Annotated in this window: 14 protein-coding genes; 9 read left to right on the forward strand and 5 right to left on the reverse strand. The window is 76.6% G+C overall.

What is annotated here, in order from left to right:
- Positions 1-8: 8 nt before the first annotated feature.
- Complete coding sequence (locus tag AC2TDM_RS15050; protein WP_484635169.1) at positions 9-3,941, forward strand: S8 family serine peptidase; 3,933 nt, start codon at positions 9-11, stop codon at positions 3,939-3,941.
- 187 nt (positions 3,942-4,128) lie between these two features.
- Complete coding sequence (locus tag AC2TDM_RS15055; protein ID WP_484635170.1) at positions 4,129-4,656, forward strand: hypothetical protein; 528 nt, start codon at positions 4,129-4,131, stop codon at positions 4,654-4,656.
- Here the strand turns inward: AC2TDM_RS15055 and AC2TDM_RS15060 are convergent.
- Positions 4,619-5,614, reverse strand: a complete 996-nt coding sequence (locus AC2TDM_RS15060) for a 5'-3' exonuclease (RefSeq protein ID WP_484635171.1) — start codon at positions 5,612-5,614, stop codon at positions 4,619-4,621. The genes AC2TDM_RS15055 and AC2TDM_RS15060 overlap by 38 nt on opposite strands.
- Before the next feature lie 124 nt (positions 5,615-5,738).
- Positions 5,739-7,352 (reverse strand): hypothetical protein, encoded by a 1,614-nt coding sequence (locus tag AC2TDM_RS15065; RefSeq protein WP_484635172.1) that lies wholly within the window; start codon positions 7,350-7,352, stop codon positions 5,739-5,741.
- 214 nt (positions 7,353-7,566) lie between these two features.
- Between AC2TDM_RS15065 and AC2TDM_RS15070 the strand changes: the two genes are divergently transcribed.
- The gene (locus AC2TDM_RS15070) at positions 7,567-8,115 is read left to right on the forward strand and encodes an RNA polymerase sigma factor (RefSeq protein WP_484635173.1); all 549 of its coding nucleotides are present in this window, start codon (positions 7,567-7,569) and stop codon (positions 8,113-8,115) included.
- A gap of 21 nt (positions 8,116-8,136) precedes the next feature.
- Here AC2TDM_RS15070 and AC2TDM_RS15075 read toward each other — a convergent pair whose 3' ends face one another.
- Both AC2TDM_RS15075 and AC2TDM_RS15080 read right to left on the reverse strand, forming a co-directional pair.
- Positions 8,137-8,511: an ATP-binding protein gene (locus AC2TDM_RS15075; RefSeq protein ID WP_484636479.1), complete on the reverse strand. Its 375-nt coding sequence runs from the start codon at positions 8,509-8,511 to the stop codon at positions 8,137-8,139.
- A gap of 136 nt (positions 8,512-8,647) precedes the next feature.
- Complete coding sequence (locus AC2TDM_RS15080; protein ID WP_090031104.1) at positions 8,648-8,893, reverse strand: PspC domain-containing protein; 246 nt, start codon at positions 8,891-8,893, stop codon at positions 8,648-8,650.
- A 252-nt stretch (positions 8,894-9,145) separates the two neighbouring features.
- Between AC2TDM_RS15080 and ligD the strand changes: the two genes are divergently transcribed.
- From ligD to AC2TDM_RS15110, 6 genes are all read left to right on the forward strand, one after another.
- The gene (gene ligD, locus AC2TDM_RS15085; RefSeq protein WP_484635174.1) at positions 9,146-10,231 is read left to right on the forward strand and encodes a non-homologous end-joining DNA ligase; all 1,086 of its coding nucleotides are present in this window, start codon (positions 9,146-9,148) and stop codon (positions 10,229-10,231) included.
- A 69-nt stretch (positions 10,232-10,300) separates the two neighbouring features.
- Positions 10,301-10,879: a GNAT family N-acetyltransferase gene (locus tag AC2TDM_RS15090; protein ID WP_090031106.1), complete on the forward strand. Its 579-nt coding sequence runs from the start codon at positions 10,301-10,303 to the stop codon at positions 10,877-10,879.
- Between the two features lie 157 nt (positions 10,880-11,036).
- Entirely contained in the window at positions 11,037-11,531 is a 495-nt protein-coding gene (locus AC2TDM_RS15095) for a MarR family winged helix-turn-helix transcriptional regulator (RefSeq protein WP_090031107.1), read from the forward strand.
- Complete coding sequence (locus AC2TDM_RS15100) at positions 11,528-14,245, forward strand: MFS transporter (protein ID WP_175499275.1); 2,718 nt, start codon at positions 11,528-11,530, stop codon at positions 14,243-14,245. The genes AC2TDM_RS15095 and AC2TDM_RS15100 overlap by 4 nt, the downstream gene beginning before the upstream one ends.
- Entirely contained in the window at positions 14,242-15,204 is a 963-nt protein-coding gene (locus tag AC2TDM_RS15105) for a YceI family protein (protein ID WP_484635175.1), read from the forward strand. Before AC2TDM_RS15100 ends, AC2TDM_RS15105 begins: the two co-directional genes overlap by 4 nt.
- 56 nt (positions 15,205-15,260) lie before the next feature.
- A complete protein-coding gene (locus AC2TDM_RS15110) occupies positions 15,261-15,791 on the forward strand; it encodes a MarR family winged helix-turn-helix transcriptional regulator (protein WP_484635176.1) in 531 nt (176 codons plus the stop codon).
- A gap of 30 nt (positions 15,792-15,821) precedes the next feature.
- Here AC2TDM_RS15110 and AC2TDM_RS15115 read toward each other — a convergent pair whose 3' ends face one another.
- Positions 15,822-16,379: a DinB family protein gene (locus AC2TDM_RS15115; RefSeq protein WP_090031108.1), complete on the reverse strand. Its 558-nt coding sequence runs from the start codon at positions 16,377-16,379 to the stop codon at positions 15,822-15,824.
- Positions 16,380-16,523: the final 144 nt, after the last annotated feature.

Consider the following 16,523-nt stretch of genomic DNA (forward strand, 5'->3'; position numbering starts at 1 on the left):
CCCATCACATGACGCGTCGCCCCGTGATCGCCTCGGTCACCGCCCTGTCCGTCTCCCTCGCCACGGCGCTGCTCGGCGCCTCGGGCGCCGCCGGCGCCGCCCCACCTCCCGACGGACCCTCGTCGGGACTCGTCGCCGCCGCCCAGCGTGCCAAGGCCCTGGCCGCGGCCCTCCCGGCGGACGCCAAGCTCGACTCCGACCTGCGCGGCGCCACCGGGCCCGTCACGGCGCTCGTCGAGTACGCCCAGCCGTCCGGGGTCGACGTCGCGGAGGCCGGCGGCACGCCCGCCGACGTGCGCGCCGCCGCCGCCCGCACCGAGCAGGTCGCCGCCGCGGTGGTCCCGGCCGAGGGTGCCGCCGCCACCGCCCGCAGCGCCACCGCGGCGCCCACCCGGGTGGCGACGCTGACCAACCTCGTCGCGGGCTCCATCGTCACCGGCGACGCGGCGGCGCTCCGCGCCCTGGCGGGCAGCCCGGACGTCGTGTCCGTGCGGCGCCTGGCCACGAAGCACCTGGCGAACGCCAACGCGGTGTCGTTCACCGACACCCTGGCCGCCTGGCAGCAGACCGGGCAGACGGGCGAGGACGTCACCATCGGCGTCATCGACACGGGCCTGGACTACACGCACGCCGACTTCGGCGGGCCCGGCACGGAGGAGGCGTACGCCACCGCCTACGGCGAGGACGGCACCGGGCCGGTCCCCGAGGGCACGTTCGACGGCGCCAAGTACCTCGGCGGCGTCGACCTGGCCGGGTACGACTACAACGCCGACCCGACGAGCGACGCCTACCAGCCCGTCCCCGCCCCCGACGAGAACCCCATCGACTCGCCCACCGAGGTCGGCAGCGGTCACGGCACGCACGTGGCCGGCACGGCCGCCGGCTACGGGGTCCTCCCCGACGGCACGACGTTCGACGGCGACTACGGCACCCTCGACGCCGAGACCGTCGCGGACTGGCGGGTCGGTCCGGGCACGGCCCCCGAGGCCGGCATCTACGCCATCAAGGTCTTCGGCGACACGGGGGGCTCCACCGACCTCACCGCGCTGGCCTACGACGTGGCGGCGGACCCGAACGGCGACGGCGACTACAACGACCGCCTCGACGTCATCAACCTGTCGCTCGGCTCGGACTACAGCCCCCTCGACGACGTCGAGAACGAGATCGTCCAGACCCTGACGGACCTCGGCACCGTCGCGGTCTTCGCGGCCGGCAACGCGGGCGACACCGAGGACGCGGCGGGCACGCCGGGCAACGCGCCCGCCGGCATCGCCGTGGCCAACTCCGTGGCCTCGCCGCAGACCTTCGACGCCATGACCGTCGTCGAGGCGTCGGACGAGTCCCTGGTCGGGCAGCACCCCGGGCAGAACTCGATCGCCTACACCGGCGCGGACGTCACGGCCCCCGTGTCGTTCCTCGGTGCCGACGTGAGCGGCTGCGAGCCCTACACGCCGGAGCAGGCGGAGGCCGTCGCCGGCACGATCGTCTACCAGTGGTGGGACGACGACGACGCCACGCGCGAGTGCGGCTCCGCCGCCCGCGCGGGCAACGCCGCAGCCGCCGGCGCGGCCGGCGTGCTCATCCCGACCGAGGTCCCGGTGTTCGTCGCCGGCATCTCCGGCGTCGCGGCCATCCCCATGTTCCAGATGACGGCGCCGGTCACCGACGCGCTGCTGCCCGAGATCGAGGCCGGCACGCTCGTCGTGCGCATCGGCCCGGAGCAGAACGCGAGCCTGCAGGCCGACATCGGCCAGGGCGACCTGCTCAACGCCGGCTCCTCCCGCGGCGTGCACGGCTCGCTCGGCTTCGTGAAGCCGGACGTGGCCGCGCCGGGCTCGAGCATCCTGTCCGCCGCCTCCGGCGCCGGTACGGCGGCCTCGAACAAGTCGGGCACGTCCATGGCGTCCCCTCACGTGGCGGGTATCGCCGCGCTCGTCCGCCAGGCGCACCCGGGCTGGCAGCCGTACCAGGTCAAGGCGACCATCGTGAACACCGCGACGCACGACCTCTACACGCAGCTCGACCAGCAGGGCGAGGTCTACGGCCCGCAGCGCGTCGGCTCCGGCCGCGTCGACGGCCTCGACGCCGTGCAGAACTCCGTGCTGGCCTACGGCTCGTCCGAGCGTGACGTCACCTCGGTGTCCTTCGGCGTGGTCGACGTGGGCGCGGACGTCGTCACGCAGCAGCGCACGGTGACGGTGGAGAACACCGGCACGAGCGCCGTCTCGTACGCGACCTCCGTCAGCTCCGCGACGACGAGCGGCGGCGCCACCATCACGGCGACGCCCGCCCGCCTCACGGTCCCGGCCGGTGGCACCGGCGTGGTCACGCTGACGTTCACGGCCGACCCCGCCACGCTGGAGCGCGAGATCGACCCGACGATGGCCGTCGAGCAGGCGGGCCTTCCCCGCGAGTTCGTCTCCACCGTCTCCGGGCGCCTCGTCCTCACGTCGGGCGACAGGGAGCTGCGGGTGCCGGTCCAGGCCGCCCCGCGCCTCGTCTCCGACCTCACCGCCGGCGACGTCGTCATCGAGGACGCCGCGGACACGGTCGGCACCCTGCCGCTGACGGGCCGGGGCGTCGCCGACGGCGGCTGGTTCTCCCTCACCACGCCGCTCGTGCTCGGGGCGACGAGCCCCAAGCTCGAGGACGACCCGGACGACGCGCAGTCGCCGAGCACGCGCGCGGCGGCGGACATCCGCTACGTCGGGTGGGCGTCCGACGCCCCCGCGGTCGCGGCGGCCGGCGGCGACCCCGAGGACGCGTACCTCGGCATCGGCGTGGCCGTCGACGGCGAGTGGTCGACGATCGGCCTGTACCAGGGCGACGTCGAGGCCTACCTCGACGTGGACCAGGACGGCACGGACGACCTCGTCACCTACGTCACGAAGTTCACCGAGACGGACGTGACCGTGGTCGCCACCGACGACCTCGCCACGGGCGAGAACGTCGGGCTCGAGTTCCTCAACGGGCTGCCGGGTGACGTCGAGAGCGGCCAGTTCGACAACAGCGTGCTGGTCCTGCCGATCAACCTGGCGGCGGCCGGCATCGAGCCCGGCCAGACCCCGTCCGTCCGCGTGGAGTCGTACACCTACGACGTCGACGAGCCGACGGGCCTGCAGGACGTCACGGAGCCCTTCACGGTCGACCCGTACGACCCGCCGGTGTGGTTCGAGTCGAACATCGGCCTCCCCGGGATCCTGGCCAGCCAGGGCTTCGAGGGCGCCGAGCTCCCGGTGCACCGTCGCGCGGACGTCACCTCCGCCGACCTCCTGGTGCTCCAGCACCTGAACGCCGACCCGGTCTCCCGGGCGCAGGTCGTGTCCCTGACGGCCCCGGCCGCCACCGCCACGACGACGACGCTGACCGCCTCGCCGAAGCAGTACGCCGGCCAGGACGTCCAGCTCGTCGCGAAGACGTCGCCCGGCAGCGGCGCGACGGGCACCGTCACGTTCAGCGACGGGGCCACCGTGCTCGGCACCGCCGAGGTCGGCGGCGGCGGCGTGGCGAAGCTGACCGTCACCCTCGGGGCCGGCGACCACGCGCTCACGGCGTCCTTCGCGCCCGACACCGCGGCGTTCGGGGCCTCCAGCGGGACGGCGTCGCTGACGCTCGCGAAGTCCCCGGCGACGCTGTCGGCGTCGACCGTCCGCCGGACGGTCACCACGGGCACCGCGCCCCAGGTGAAGGTGGTCCTCGTCGGCCGGTACGCCGCGCCGGCCGGTGACGTCACCGTCTCGCTCGGTGACACGGTGCTCGGCACGGCCGCGCTGGCCGTCGACGGCCGCCGCGGCACGGCGACGGTCACCCTGCCGGCGGACCTGCCCGTGGGCACGCACGTCCTGGAGGTGGCCAACGCCGGCACGGCCGACGTGGCCGCCACGACGGACACCGTCACGGTCGTCGTGCGGCCGGCCACGGCCGGCGCCTCGCGCGGCTGACCGACCCGCACCACCAGCAGGACCCGCAGGGCCGCACCACCAGCACGACGCGAGGGCCGTCGGACGTCACCCGTCCGGCGGCCCTCGTCGTCCCCGGCGGAGGGAGCCGCCGGGGGTGCGGGCCGCCGACCGGGTGCGTCCGCGCCCCTGCGCTCAGCGACCCCGGGGTCCCGGTCGACAGGGGGCCATGCCCGCGTCCCGCCGTCGTCCGTCCCCGCCCGTGCCGGACGTGCGGCGGATCGGCGCCGACGAGCGCGTGGCGCTGCTGGACCGGGACGACGAGCGCGCCCTCGTCGCCCACCGCGCCGTCGTCGCAGACCTCGCGGACGGCGCCGACGACCCCGCCGCCGCCGGGCGGCTCTACGACGCCGTCCGCCGCGCCTGGTCCGCGCAGAGCCCGCCGGCGGACCCCGAGCCCCTCGTCGAGGCGTTCACCACGGCCCTGGGCGACCTCGTGCTGCGGCTGGTCGCGCGCGGCGGTGTGCCGCTGCGGCACGGGCGGCTCGTGCCGCAGCCGCACGGGCCGGTCCCGGGTCCCCTCGTGCTCACCGATCCCGCCGGCACGCTCGTCGTCGCCCTGGAGGGCACGGTGCGCCGCGGGTGGCAGGAGCCGGGCAGCGGGTGGTTCACGGAGCGGGCGGTCGACCTCGCGGACGCGGCCCTCGTCCTCGGCGGCGTCAGCGGCCCGCGGCCGTCGCGGCGCCGACCTCGCTGAGGGCGTCGACGACCCGCCGGACCGCGGACGTCAGGCCCCAGCGCTGCGCGAGCTCCACGAGCCGCTCCGGGTCCGCGGGCGTGGAGGGCAGCGCGTCGTCCGCGGCGGCGACGGGGGCGTCGGCGGCGACGCGCACCACGGTCGGGGCGACGGCGAGGTAGTCCGCCGCGTCGAGCAGCCGCCGGCGCTGGGTGGCCGTCAGGCCCGGGTCCGCGCGGTCCCGCGCGGCCAGCACGCCCGCGAGGTCGCCGTAGCGCCGGACCAGCGTCGCCGCCGTCTTCTCGCCGATGCCGGGCACGCCCGGCAGCCCGTCGCTGGGGTCCCCGCGCAGCACGGCGAGGTCGGCGTAGGCCGAGCCGGGACGCACGGCGTACCGCTCGGCGAGCCGCTCCTCGTCGACGACCTCGAGGTCCTTGATGCCCCGCTGCGTGTAGAGCACGCGGACGGGGACGGCGTCGTCGACGAGCTGGAACAGGTCCCGGTCGCCCGTGACGACGTCGACGGGCCCGCGGGCGGCGGCCGACCGGGCGGTCTCGCGGGCGACGAGGGTGCCGATGACGTCGTCGGCCTCGTACCCCGGCGCCCCCAGCCGCGCGATGCCGAGCGCCTCGAGCACCTCGGCGATGACGGGCACCTGCGGCACGATGCCCGCCGGCACCTCCTCCACGTCCCCGCCGGGGCCGCCGCCCGGCGCGCTCCCCGGTGCCGCCAGCCGGTGCGCCTTGTAGGACGGGATCGCCGCCACCCGGAAGGCCGGCCGCCAGTCGTCGTCCCAGCAGGCCACGAGCCGGGCCGGCCGCCGGTCGAGGACGAGGCGCGCGACGATGTCGAGCAGCCCGCGCACCGCGTTGACCGGCGTGCCGTCGGGTGCCTTGACGGACTCAGGCACGCCGTAGAACGCGCGGAAGTACAGCGAGGCCGTGTCGAGCAGCAGCAGCCGGCCGGGCGTCGTCGCCATGCGGTCCTGTCCTTCGGGGGCGTGGCGCCGACCCGGGCGCGACGCGAGGTCGCGGGCCCGGGCCGGCGTCGGGTCGGACCGTCAGGCTACCGGCGCAGCGGTCCGCCCGGACGGGCCTGCCGGCTCAGGGTGCCGTGAGGTCCAGGCCCTCGTCGACGACCGCGACCACGGTCCACACGGTCCCGTCCTCCGCCGTCAGCGCCCAGGTGGGCACCAGCAGGGACGAGCCGTCCGGCGTCCAGGCCGTCGCCACCGTGAGCTCCGCGGACACGAGGGTCACGGTCGTGACGGGCCACGGCAGCGGCTCGCCGGGGGCCGGGACCGGGACCGCCGTCGGCGTGGCGCCCGGGTCCGGCGCCGGCAGGGCGAGCTCGCTCGTCGCGGCGTCGCCGGCGGCACGCGGGGCCGGCTCGGCCGCCGTGGTCCCGGCCGTGTCCGCGAGCGCGACGACCCCGCCGCTCGCGCCGAAGCGCGGGTCGTTCAGCCGGTCGACGGCCTCCTGCGCGCTGACCACCTCGTAGGTGCCGAGGTCGACGAGCGAGGCGAGGTTCGCCGAGAACGACACGAGGCCGTCGGCGGTGACGTACGCCGTCCAGGCGTCGCCCGCGGCGCGCCCGTCGACGACGCGCGACGCCGTCGCGCTCACGCCGACGCCGTCGCTCGTGGTGCCGACGGCCCAGCCCGACAGGTCCGTCCCGAGGTCGCGGGCGACCTGCGTGAGGCGGTCCACGGCGTCCTGCGTGGGCGGGACCGTGCAGGCACCCGGCCCCCCGGCCCCGCCCGCCGAGCCCTCCACCGCGCCCGACGACCCCGCCCCCGACGACCCCGCCCCCGACGTCCCCGTGCCCGACGACCCCGCCCCCGGTCCCGCCTCGTCGAGCGGTGCGGGCTGCGGCTCCACCACCGCACCGACCGGCTCGCAGACCGTGGTCGTCGGCGTCCAGTACGACACCTGCCCGCCCGTGCCCAGCATCACCGAGGGGCCGCTCCCGTCCGTGCTGCCGACGACCCACGAGCCCCACTGCGCGACGGGCTCCCCCGTCACGCCGAGCGCGGCGGCGACGCGCCGCGCCGTCCCGGCGTCGATGACGGCGGACGCGTCGAGGGCCCACGCCCGCGCCGACGACCGCTCGTCGCCAAGCCCCGTACCGGTGAAGACGGTCCGGCCGCCACCCCAGAGGCCGATGGACGAGGCGCCCGCGGCCGTGTCCCCCGCGACGCGCGGTGCGGCGGCCTCCGCCTGGGTGCCGACGGCGGCCGACGCCCCGCCCGCCCCACCGGACAGCGAGAGCGCGGGCAGCGCCGTCACGGTCGACGTCCCCGCGTCGCCGCCGGACGCCGCGACCCCGATGCCGTACCCGCCGCCCCCGACGACGAGGGCGCCCGCGACGGCCGCCGCCGCGGTCCACGCCGTGCGACGACGACGTCGCGGGGCCAGCGGCACGACCTGCGCCCCGGGCTCCCGGGCACCACCGACGGCACCGTCTCCGGCACCGTCGCCAGCACCGTCCAGGGTGTCCCCCTCGAGGTCGGCGCCGTCGGCACCGGCCAGCGGCACCCCCGTGCGCCGGCTCACGTCCGCGCGGATCCGCGCCTCCGGCACCGCCACCCCGCGCGCCGGGTCGCCGGCGCGCAGCCGATCCAGCGCCCCCTCGTCGTGCACACCCTCGTCGTGCAGGCCCTCGTCGTGCAGGCCCTCGTCGTGCGGCCCCTCGTCGTGCCCGCGGTCCCTGTCCACGTTCCGCCTCCGCTCCCCTGCCGGGGTCCCTGCGATCCGTCCCGGTCGTCGCCGGCTCCACCCCCTCTGTGTCCGCAGGCGGCCGTCCCTTGCAGGGGTCGGCGGCGGAGCGACCCTCGGGCCCGGTCACCGCCGCATCACGGTCCGGCCACGACCTGCACCGCGTCGTCCCGTGCGCCTGCAAGGAACGACCCCGCCGCGACACAGTGCAGGTGTGGCACACGACCGCCCCGCACCCGCAGCGCCCGACGCCCCCGACCGGGCGCCGCAGCACGACGCCGCCTGGTACGAGGACCTCGTCCGCGCCCACCTGCGCGACGTGCACCGCTACCTCGTGCGCCGGGCCGGCGCCGGCGACGCGGAGGACCTCACCGCCGAGGTGCTGACGGTCGCCTGGCGCCGCCGCGCGGACGTGCCCGCGGGCGCCGCGGGCGCCGAGCTGCCGTGGCTGTACCGGACGGCGAGCTTCGTGCTCGCCAACCACCGCCGCAAGGTCGTGCCGCTGCCCGTGGCCGACGTCCCGGAGCGGCCCGACGACGACGACCCCGCGTGGCGCGCCGTGCAGGACGACGCCGTCCGCCGCGCCCTGTCCGGGCTCTCCCCGCGGGACCGCGAGGTGCTGCTGCTGCACGCCTGGGAGGGCCTGACGGGCGCCTCGCTCGGCGCGGTCCTCGGCGTCTCCACGGGGGGTGCGGACGCCGCGCTCAGCCGCGCGCGGTCCCGGTTGCGCGCCGCGTGGGCGGACCTGGAGGGCACCGCCTGACGACGCCGGGGAGCGCGGACCTCAGTCCGCGTCGACCTCGAGCTCGAACCACACCGTGGTGCCGCCCGTGGGCGAGGTGTGCGTGCCCCAGGCGCTCGACAGCGCCTCGACGATCGCCAGGCCGCGCCCGGACAGGGCGGTCGGCTCCGGGTGGCGGGGCCGGGGATGGCCGTGGCCGTCGTCGCTGACGGAGACCCACACGACAGCCGCGTCCATGCTGAGCTCGATCCGCACCTCGCCCGTCGCCGGGCCGTGCACCACGGCGTTTGCCACCACCTCACCGGTGAGCAGCTCGGCGTACTGGTTGGTGCAGCCGCCGATGCCCGCGGCCGCGACCCGGTTCATCACCCAGTGGCGGGCACGGCGGGGCGTCGACGTCGCGGGTGGCAGGACCACCGCGTCGACCGCGGCCGGCCCGCGCGCTCGGCGGAGGCTGGCGGCGCTCCGGAGGTCCCTGACGTCTCCCACACCGACAGGGTGCCGGATGGTCGGCCGGGGCGCCCGGCGGGCAGGGCGTCCCCGACCGGTGCCCTCAGCGGCGGTAGGGCCGCGGCGCGGGCCGCCACACCGCGGACTCGGCGGGCATGAGCACCCACAGCAGCGGGTACACGAGGATCTGGCTGCCGGGGATGAGGAACAGCGTGGCGACGAAGATCACCCGCATGAGGACCGGGCTGAGCCCGAACCGCAGCGCGAGCCCGGCGCACACCCCGGCGAGCAGCCGTCCCCGGAACGGCCGGATGAGCCCCTGCCGTCCGAGCGGGTCCTGGAATCCCATGTCGTGCCTCTCCTCCCGTGGCGGCCCGCGCGTCGCGTGCCACCACCACCGGTCCCGGCCGCGTGCCGGCACCACGTCCCACTGTGCCGCGCCCGGCCCGCCGGCGACATGGGGAGGGCCCCTGACCTCACCCCGGCTCCGCCCGGACCTGTCCCCGGACCTGTCCCCCGACCCGCCCCGACCTGCCCCCGGGGCACGCGCCGCCGGCCCCACCCCTGGTCGGGCGGCCCCCGTCGTGGGACGGTGGCGCCCATGGCGACGAAGGCACCGGCCGTGGAGCTCGACGTGCGCGGGCGGACCGTCCGCGTCACCAGCGCCGAACGGGTCGTCTTCCCGCAGCGGGGCCTGACGAAGCTCGACGTCGTCCAGTACCTCGTCGCGGTCGGCGACGGCGTCCTCGGCGCCCTCGTCGAGCGGCCGACGACGCTCGAGCGCTGGCCGAAGGGGGTGTTCGAGGGCGCCCGGCTCAGCACGCGCTCCGACAGCAGCGGCGACGCGTTCTACCAGAAGCGGCTGCCGCAGGGTGCGCCGCCCTACGTCGAGACCGCGCACATCACCTTCCCGTCCGGGCGCACGGCCGACGAGGTCGCTCCCACGGAGCTCGCCGTCGTGGCGTGGGCCGCCAACCTCGGCACGCTCACCTTCCACCCCTGGCCCGTCACGCGCGCCGACGTCGACCGCCCCGACCAGCTCCGCATCGACCTCGACCCCCAGCCCGGCACGGACTTCGCCGACGCCGCGCGCGTGGCCCCGCACCTGCGCGAGCTGCTGGCCGAGCACGGCCTCGAGGGCTGGCCCAAGACCTCTGGCGGGCGGGGCCTGCACGTCTTCGTGCCGATCGAGCCCGCGTGGACCTTCGTCGAGGCGCGGCGGGCGACGATCGCGCTCGGCCGCGAGCTGGAGCGCCGCCTGCCCGACGCGGTGACGATGAAGTGGTGGAAGGAGGAGCGCGGGCAGCGCATCTTCGTCGACTACAACCAGATGGCGCGCGACCGCACCATCGCGTCCGCCTACTCCATCCGCGCCAACCCCCGCGCGACGGTGTCGACGCCGCTGCGCTGGGACGAGGTCGCGGACGTGACGCCCGACGACGTCGACGTCACGACCGTGCCGGCGCGGTTCGACGAGGTCGGCGACCTGTTCGCGCCGCTGGCCGCCGGGGTGCCGGGCCGCTTCCGCCTCGACTCCCTGCTCGAGCTGGCCGACCGCCAGGCCCGCGACGACGGCGCCGGCGACCTGCCGTACCCGCCGGAGTACCCCAAGATGCCGGGCGAGCCGCCCCGCGTGCAGCCGAGCCGCGCCCGCAGGCCCGCCGCGGAGGAGCCGGCCACGCCCTGAGCGGCCGGCCCTGCCGCCGTCGTCGCCCCGGACCTTCCGTCGCCGACGACCCGGGGCCAGGATCGCCTCATGGCCGACCACGTCGTCAAGCCGCTGACGCCGGAGACGTTCCCCGCCTGGCTGGCGCTCGCGGAGAAGCACAACGGGGTGTGGGGCGGCTGCTACTGCAGCTACTTCCACGGCGACACCCCGACCACGCGCAAGGACGACCACGACCGCGCCACCTTCAAGCGCCGGCTCGTCGACGAGGGGGTCGCCCACGCCGCGCTGGTCTTCGACGGCGAGACGGCGATCGCGTGGTGCCAGTACGGCAGCCCCGACGAGCTGCCCGGGATCTACCACCGCAAGCAGTACGACGCCGGCGAGACGCGACCGGCGCCGTGGCGGATCACCTGCTTCTTCGTCGACCGCGACCACCGCCGCCGCGGCGTCGCGCTGGAGGCGCTGCGGGGCGCGCTGGCGCTCATCGCGCAGGCCGGCGGTGGCGAGGTCGTCTCGTTCCCGAACGAGCTCGTGCCCGGGAAGCGGACCTCGTCCTCGTTCCTGCACAACGTCACGCGGAGCATGTTCGAGGAGGCGGGCTTCGTCCTCGAGCGGCACATCGGCAAGAGCAAGACGGTCATGCGCACGACCGTGCTGCCCGCGTAGGCGCCTCCGCCACCGGCACGACGGACCTCGACGGCAGCTCGACGGCGACCCGACGGCAGCCCTGCTCCCTTCGGTTGCATGGTGCAACCATGCGACGTACCTTAGGTGCAGTCCTCAACTGTTGCGTTCTGCAACGACTGCCCTCCGGAGATGCCCAGTGGCCACTGCCTCGGCCTGTGCCGCGCTCGTCGACGTCATGCCCGACGTGCTGCGCCTGCGGCGCACCCTGGCCGCCGCGCCCCAGGTCCCTGGGACGGCCGTGCTGGCGGCGGTGCTGCAGCTCGGTCACCCCCGGGTGTCCGAGCTGGCCGACCACCTCCACCTCGACCTGTCGACGGTGAGCCGGAAGGTCGCGCACCTGCGCGACCTCCACCTCGTCGAGGCCGCACCGCACCCGCTCGACGGACGGGCGCAGCAGCTGACCGTGACGCCCGCCGGGCTCGACGAGCTGCGCCGCGTGCGCCGCTCCCTCGTCGACGACCTCGTCCGCCGCCTCGCCGGCTGGGACGACGCGGACGTCGCCACCCTCACCACGCTCCTCGGCCGGCTGGCCGACGACGCGGCCCCGCCCCCGGCCCGTGCGGCCTGCCCGGCCGCACCCCCGCCCCCCGCCGGCACCACCCGCTCCCCCCACCTGCAGGAGACCGCATGAGCAGCACCACGGTCGCGCCCCACCGGCGCGAGGCCGTCCACCGCACGCCCCCGCGGGGGCACGCGGGCGACGAGCCCATGTCGCACCGCCAGATCATGGAGGCGCTCTCGGGCCTCCTCCTCGGCATGTTCGTGGCGATCCTGTCCTCGACCGTCGTCTCCAACGCCCTGCCGACGATCGTCAGCGACCTGGACGGGTCCGAGGCCGGGTACACGTGGGTCGTCACCGCGACCCTGCTGGCGACCACCGTGTCGACCCCCATCTGGGGCAAGCTCGCCGACCTGTTCTCCAAGAAGCTGCTCATCCAGCTCGCGCTGGTCGTCTTCACCGTCGCGTCGGCGGTGGCCGGGCTGAGCGAGAACATGTCCACGCTCATCGCGATGCGTGCGGTGCAGGGCATCGGCGCCGGCGGCCTGACGGCGCTGGCGCAGGTCGCCATGGCCGCGATGATCTCCCCGCGCGAGCGCGGCCGGTACTCCGGCTACCTCGGCGCGACCTTCGCGCTGGCCACGGTGTCCGGGCCGCTCATCGGCGGCGCGCTGACCGAGCACCTGTCCTGGCACTGGTGCTTCTACGTCGGCGTGCCGTTCGCGGTCGCAGCGATCCTCGTCCTGCAGAGGACGCTGCACCTGCCGGTCGTGCGCCGCGAGGGCGTGAGCATCGACTACCTCGGCGCCACCCTGCTCGCGGCCGGCGTCTCCTCCCTGCTCATCTGGGTGTCCCTGGCCGGGCAGCAGTTCGACTGGGCCTCGTGGCAGACCGCCGCGATGGTCGGCGGCGGCGTCGTCCTGCTGGCGCTGACGGTCCTCGTCGAGAGCCGCGCGAAGGAGCCGATCATCCCGCTGCGGTTCTTCCGCAACCCGACCGTCGTCCTGTCGGCCCTCGCCAGCGTCTTCGTCGGCGTGGCCATGTTCGGCGCGACGGTGTTCCTCAGCCAGTACTTCCAGCTCGCCCGCGGCGAGTCCCCGACCGCGTCCGGCCTGCTCACCATGCCGATGATCCTCGGGCTGTTCCTGTCCTCGATGATCGCGGGCCAGATCATCACGCGCACCGGCCGCTGGAAGGTCTTCGTCGTCTCCGGCGGCGTGCTGCTCACCGCGGGGCTGGGCCTCATGGGCACCGTCGCGTACGACACGGAGTACTGGGTCGTCGCCGCGTGGATGTTCCTCGTGGGCGTGGGCGTCGGCCTCATGATGCAGAACCTCATCCTCGCGGTGCAGAACGTCATCGCCCCCCAGGACCTCGGGTCGGCGAGCTCCTTCGTCGCCTTCGCCCGCAGCCTCGGCGGCGCGATCGGCGTGTCCGCGCTGGGCGCCGTCCTGGGGCACCGCGTCGAGTCGCACCTCACCGAGGGCCTCTCGACGGCGGGCATCGACCCCGCCGCGCTCGGCAGCGCCGCGAGCGGCGGCGTGCCGAACCTGGCCGAGATCCCCGAGCCCGTGCGCGGCATCCTCCAGGCCGCCTACGGCTCCTCGATCGCCGACATCTTCCTCGTCGCCGCGCCCTTCGCGTTCGTCGCCCTCGTCGTCACGCTCTTCTTCAAGGAGATCGCGCTGCGCGGCCAGAACAGCGATCCGGGCCGCGTGGAGACGGTGGCCGACGAGCCCGCCGCCGACGCCTCCCCCGCCGAGCGGGACCAGGCCGAGGCGCAGCGGGACCAGCAGTGGTCGGGCAGCGCCGTGGCCGACCGCACCGACGACGAGCCGGTCGACGCCCCCGGGCCCGGCCTGCAGGTCGAGCCGGTCGGGACGACCTCCGTGCCGGTCCAGGTGCCAGTCCAGGTGCCGGTCCAGGTGCCGGTGCAGGTGCCGGTGCAGGTGCCGGTGCAGGTGCAGGTGCCGGCAAACGCGCCCGCCGCCCTGGCGGTGTCCGGGACGGTGCGCCGGCACGGCGGGCTGCCGCTCGTCGACGCGGTGGTCACCCTCGCCGACCAGGCCGGCGGGCAGGTGGCGCGCACCCGGTCCGACGAGAGGGGCCACTACGCCCTGGCCGTCCCGACCGGCGGCACGTACCTGCTCATCGTCGCGGCCCCGCACCTGACGCCGGCCGCGAGCCTCGTGGCCGTCGACGACGCGGCGGTCGTGCGGGACGTCACCCTCACGGGTCGCTCCGCCATCACCGGCCGCGTCCTCGTGCAGGACGACCCGGCGAGCGCCGAGAGCGGCCGCGACCGGTTCGCCGGCGTGAGCGGCGCCCTCGTCACCCTGACCGACGTCACGGGCGAGGTCGTCGGGTCGGCCCGCACCGACGCCGACGGCGGCTACAGCTTCGGCACGCTCATGTCGGGCGCCTACGTGCTCACCGCGCAGAGCGACGCGCACCGGCCCCTGGCCCGGTCCGTCGAGGTCGGCGAGGCCGAGGCCCTGGCCGTCGACCTCACGCTGTCCGGCGGCGGCCGCCTCGTGGGGACCGTCGTCGCCGCCTCCGACGGCCGCCCCCTGCGCGACGCGACCGTCACGCTGGTGGATGCGCACGGCACGGTCGTCGGCAGCACCGTGACGGCCGGTGACGGCGCCTACGCCTTCGCCGACCTCGCGCCCGGCGGCTACACGCTGACCGGTGCGGGCTACGCGCCCGTGGCGGTGCCCGTCCACGTCGCCGACGACAGCGCGTCGTCGGTGCAGCTGGCGCTCGGCACCCCGCCCCCCGCGGTGCCGGTGGACCTCGACGGCGCCGGGCGGCCCGAGGCGGCCGTGGGCGGCGAGGGCCGGTGAGCCAGGACCCCCTCGCCGCGGCACCGCCGGCCGGCGGCCGCCACCGCGCGGGCACGGCCGCCCCGGCCCCGTCGCCGGTCGTGCCGCCGGTCGCGCCGCCGGTCGTGCCGCCGGTCGTGCCGCCGGTCGTGCCGCCGGTCGTGCCGCCGGTCGCCGGCGCGGGCCGCGTGGTCAGCCGCGACGGGTGGCCCGTGTCCGGCGCCTCGGTGACGCTGCTCGGCGCGGACGGCACCCAGCGCGCCCGCGCGACGACCGCCGGCGACGGCCGCTTCGCGCTGGGCGACGTGCCGGCCGGGGCCGCGACGCTCGTCGTCGCCGCGCCGGCGCACGAACCGCGCGCGACGGGCGTCGTCGTCCCCGCCGCCGGCACCTGGCGCGTCGGGGACGTCACCCTGGAGCGCACCGGCGGGCAGGAGACCCCGCCGCCCGGCGTGTGGGTCGTCGACCCGGCGCACTCCGCGGTCCTGGCCACGGCCCACCACCTCGGCCTGTCCTCCGTGCACGGCCGGTTCACGCGGTTCGCGGGCGTCGTCACCGTGCCGGAGGGCGACCCGGCGGCGAGCCGCGTCGAGATCGAGATCGACGCGTCGTCCATCGACACGGGCAACGAGCAGCGCGACGGGCACCTGCGCTCGGCGGACCTGCTGGACGTCGAGCACCATCCGCGGGTGCGCTTCGTCGCCGACGAGGTCCGGCGCGACGGGGCCGGCTGGGTGCTCCCCGGCCGGCTGACGCTGCTCGACGTGACCCGGCCCGTCGAGCTGGCGCTGACGTACCTGGGCAGCGGCCGGGACGCCGAGGGGCTCACGCGGGCCGCCTTCAGCGCGACGACCGAGCTGCACCGCGACGACTTCCGGCTGAGCTGGAACCGGGCGGTGGGCGTCGGCGTTGCCATCTTCGGGACGACGCTCAAGGTCGCGATCGACGTCCAGGCCGTGCGCCAGGACGACCCTGCGTGACGCCCGCCTGACGGCGGCGGAGCGGACGTTCCCGGGCGGCGAGCGAGGAGGCACGGATGACCAGCACGATGGAGCCCACGGTCGGGCGTGCCGTGCTCGGCCAGGGCACGGCGGGGCGCGAGACCGCCGACGGCGCGCCCCTGGGCGCCCTCGAGGCCGAGGTCTCGGCCCTCTGGCAGCTGCGCCGCGCGCAGGGCCGGGCGCTGGCCCGCCTGCTGCACCCGCGCCTCGACCCGAGCGCCGTGCCGCTGCTCGCCGCGCTGGGCACCCAGGGGGCCGTGCGATCCACGGAGCTGGTCCGCCGGCTGCGGCTGGACCCCTCGACGCTGAGCCGGCAGATCAGCGCCGCCGAGCGCCTCGGCCTCGTCGAGCGGCTCCCCGACCCCACCGACGCCCGCGCGCGCCTCGTCGACCTCACCCCGGCCGCGCGGGAGAAGTACACGGCGTTCCGGGCGGAGCAGCTCGAGCACTGGCAGCGGTCGGTCCACGACTGGTCGGCCGCGGACGTCGAGACCCTCACCACCCTGCTGCGCCGCCTGCGCGCCGACTGGGCGCACACGGCCACGGACGGGGCCGACGAGGCGTGACCGCGTGCCCGACCCGGCGGGCGGCGGCTCTCAGCGAAGGCCGTGCACCCACAGGTCGCGCAGCAGGCTGATCTCCGCGCCGTGGTGGATCACCTCGCGGTGGACGTGCAGGACCAGCGCCGCCATCGACTGGTCCTCGAACCCCGGCTCACGGCACGCGGCCCCGAGGTCCTCCGCACCCAGCGCAGCGACGCCGGCCACCCAGCGCGCGTAGGCGTCGTCGAGCGCCGCGAGCGCGTCCACCGCGTGCCCGTCGTACGGGTAGGTGCGCCCGGACACCGGCGGCCCGCCGAAGTACCGGGCGTTGCGGTCGGCCAGCACGGCCACGACCACGTGTCCCAGCCGCCAGGCGATCGTCGTCACCGGCGCGGGGTCGAGGTCCTCGCGCGCGTAGTCCAGCCGGAAGGGGCCGGTGCCGAGCGCCAGCGGCGCCGTCGACGTCCCCTCCGGCCGCACGGACCAGCAGCCGGGCACGGGCTCCCACAGGTACTCCTCGTCCCCGAGCCCGTCGAGCCGCGGGCGCAGCTGGGCCTCCCAGTGCCACGTGAGCTGCTCGAGCAGCTCGGCGGTGCGGTCCCGTGCCGTCATGCGCCCTCCCCCGTCCGCGGCGGCCTCGTCCGGCCACCGCGTCGTGCCACCGCGTCATGCCACCGCGTCCGGCCACCGCGTCCGGCCACCGCGTCCGGCCACCGCGTCCGGCCACCGCGTCCGGCCACCGCGTCCAGCCACCAC

Source organism: Cellulomonas sp. plas2 (assembly GCF_057221735.1).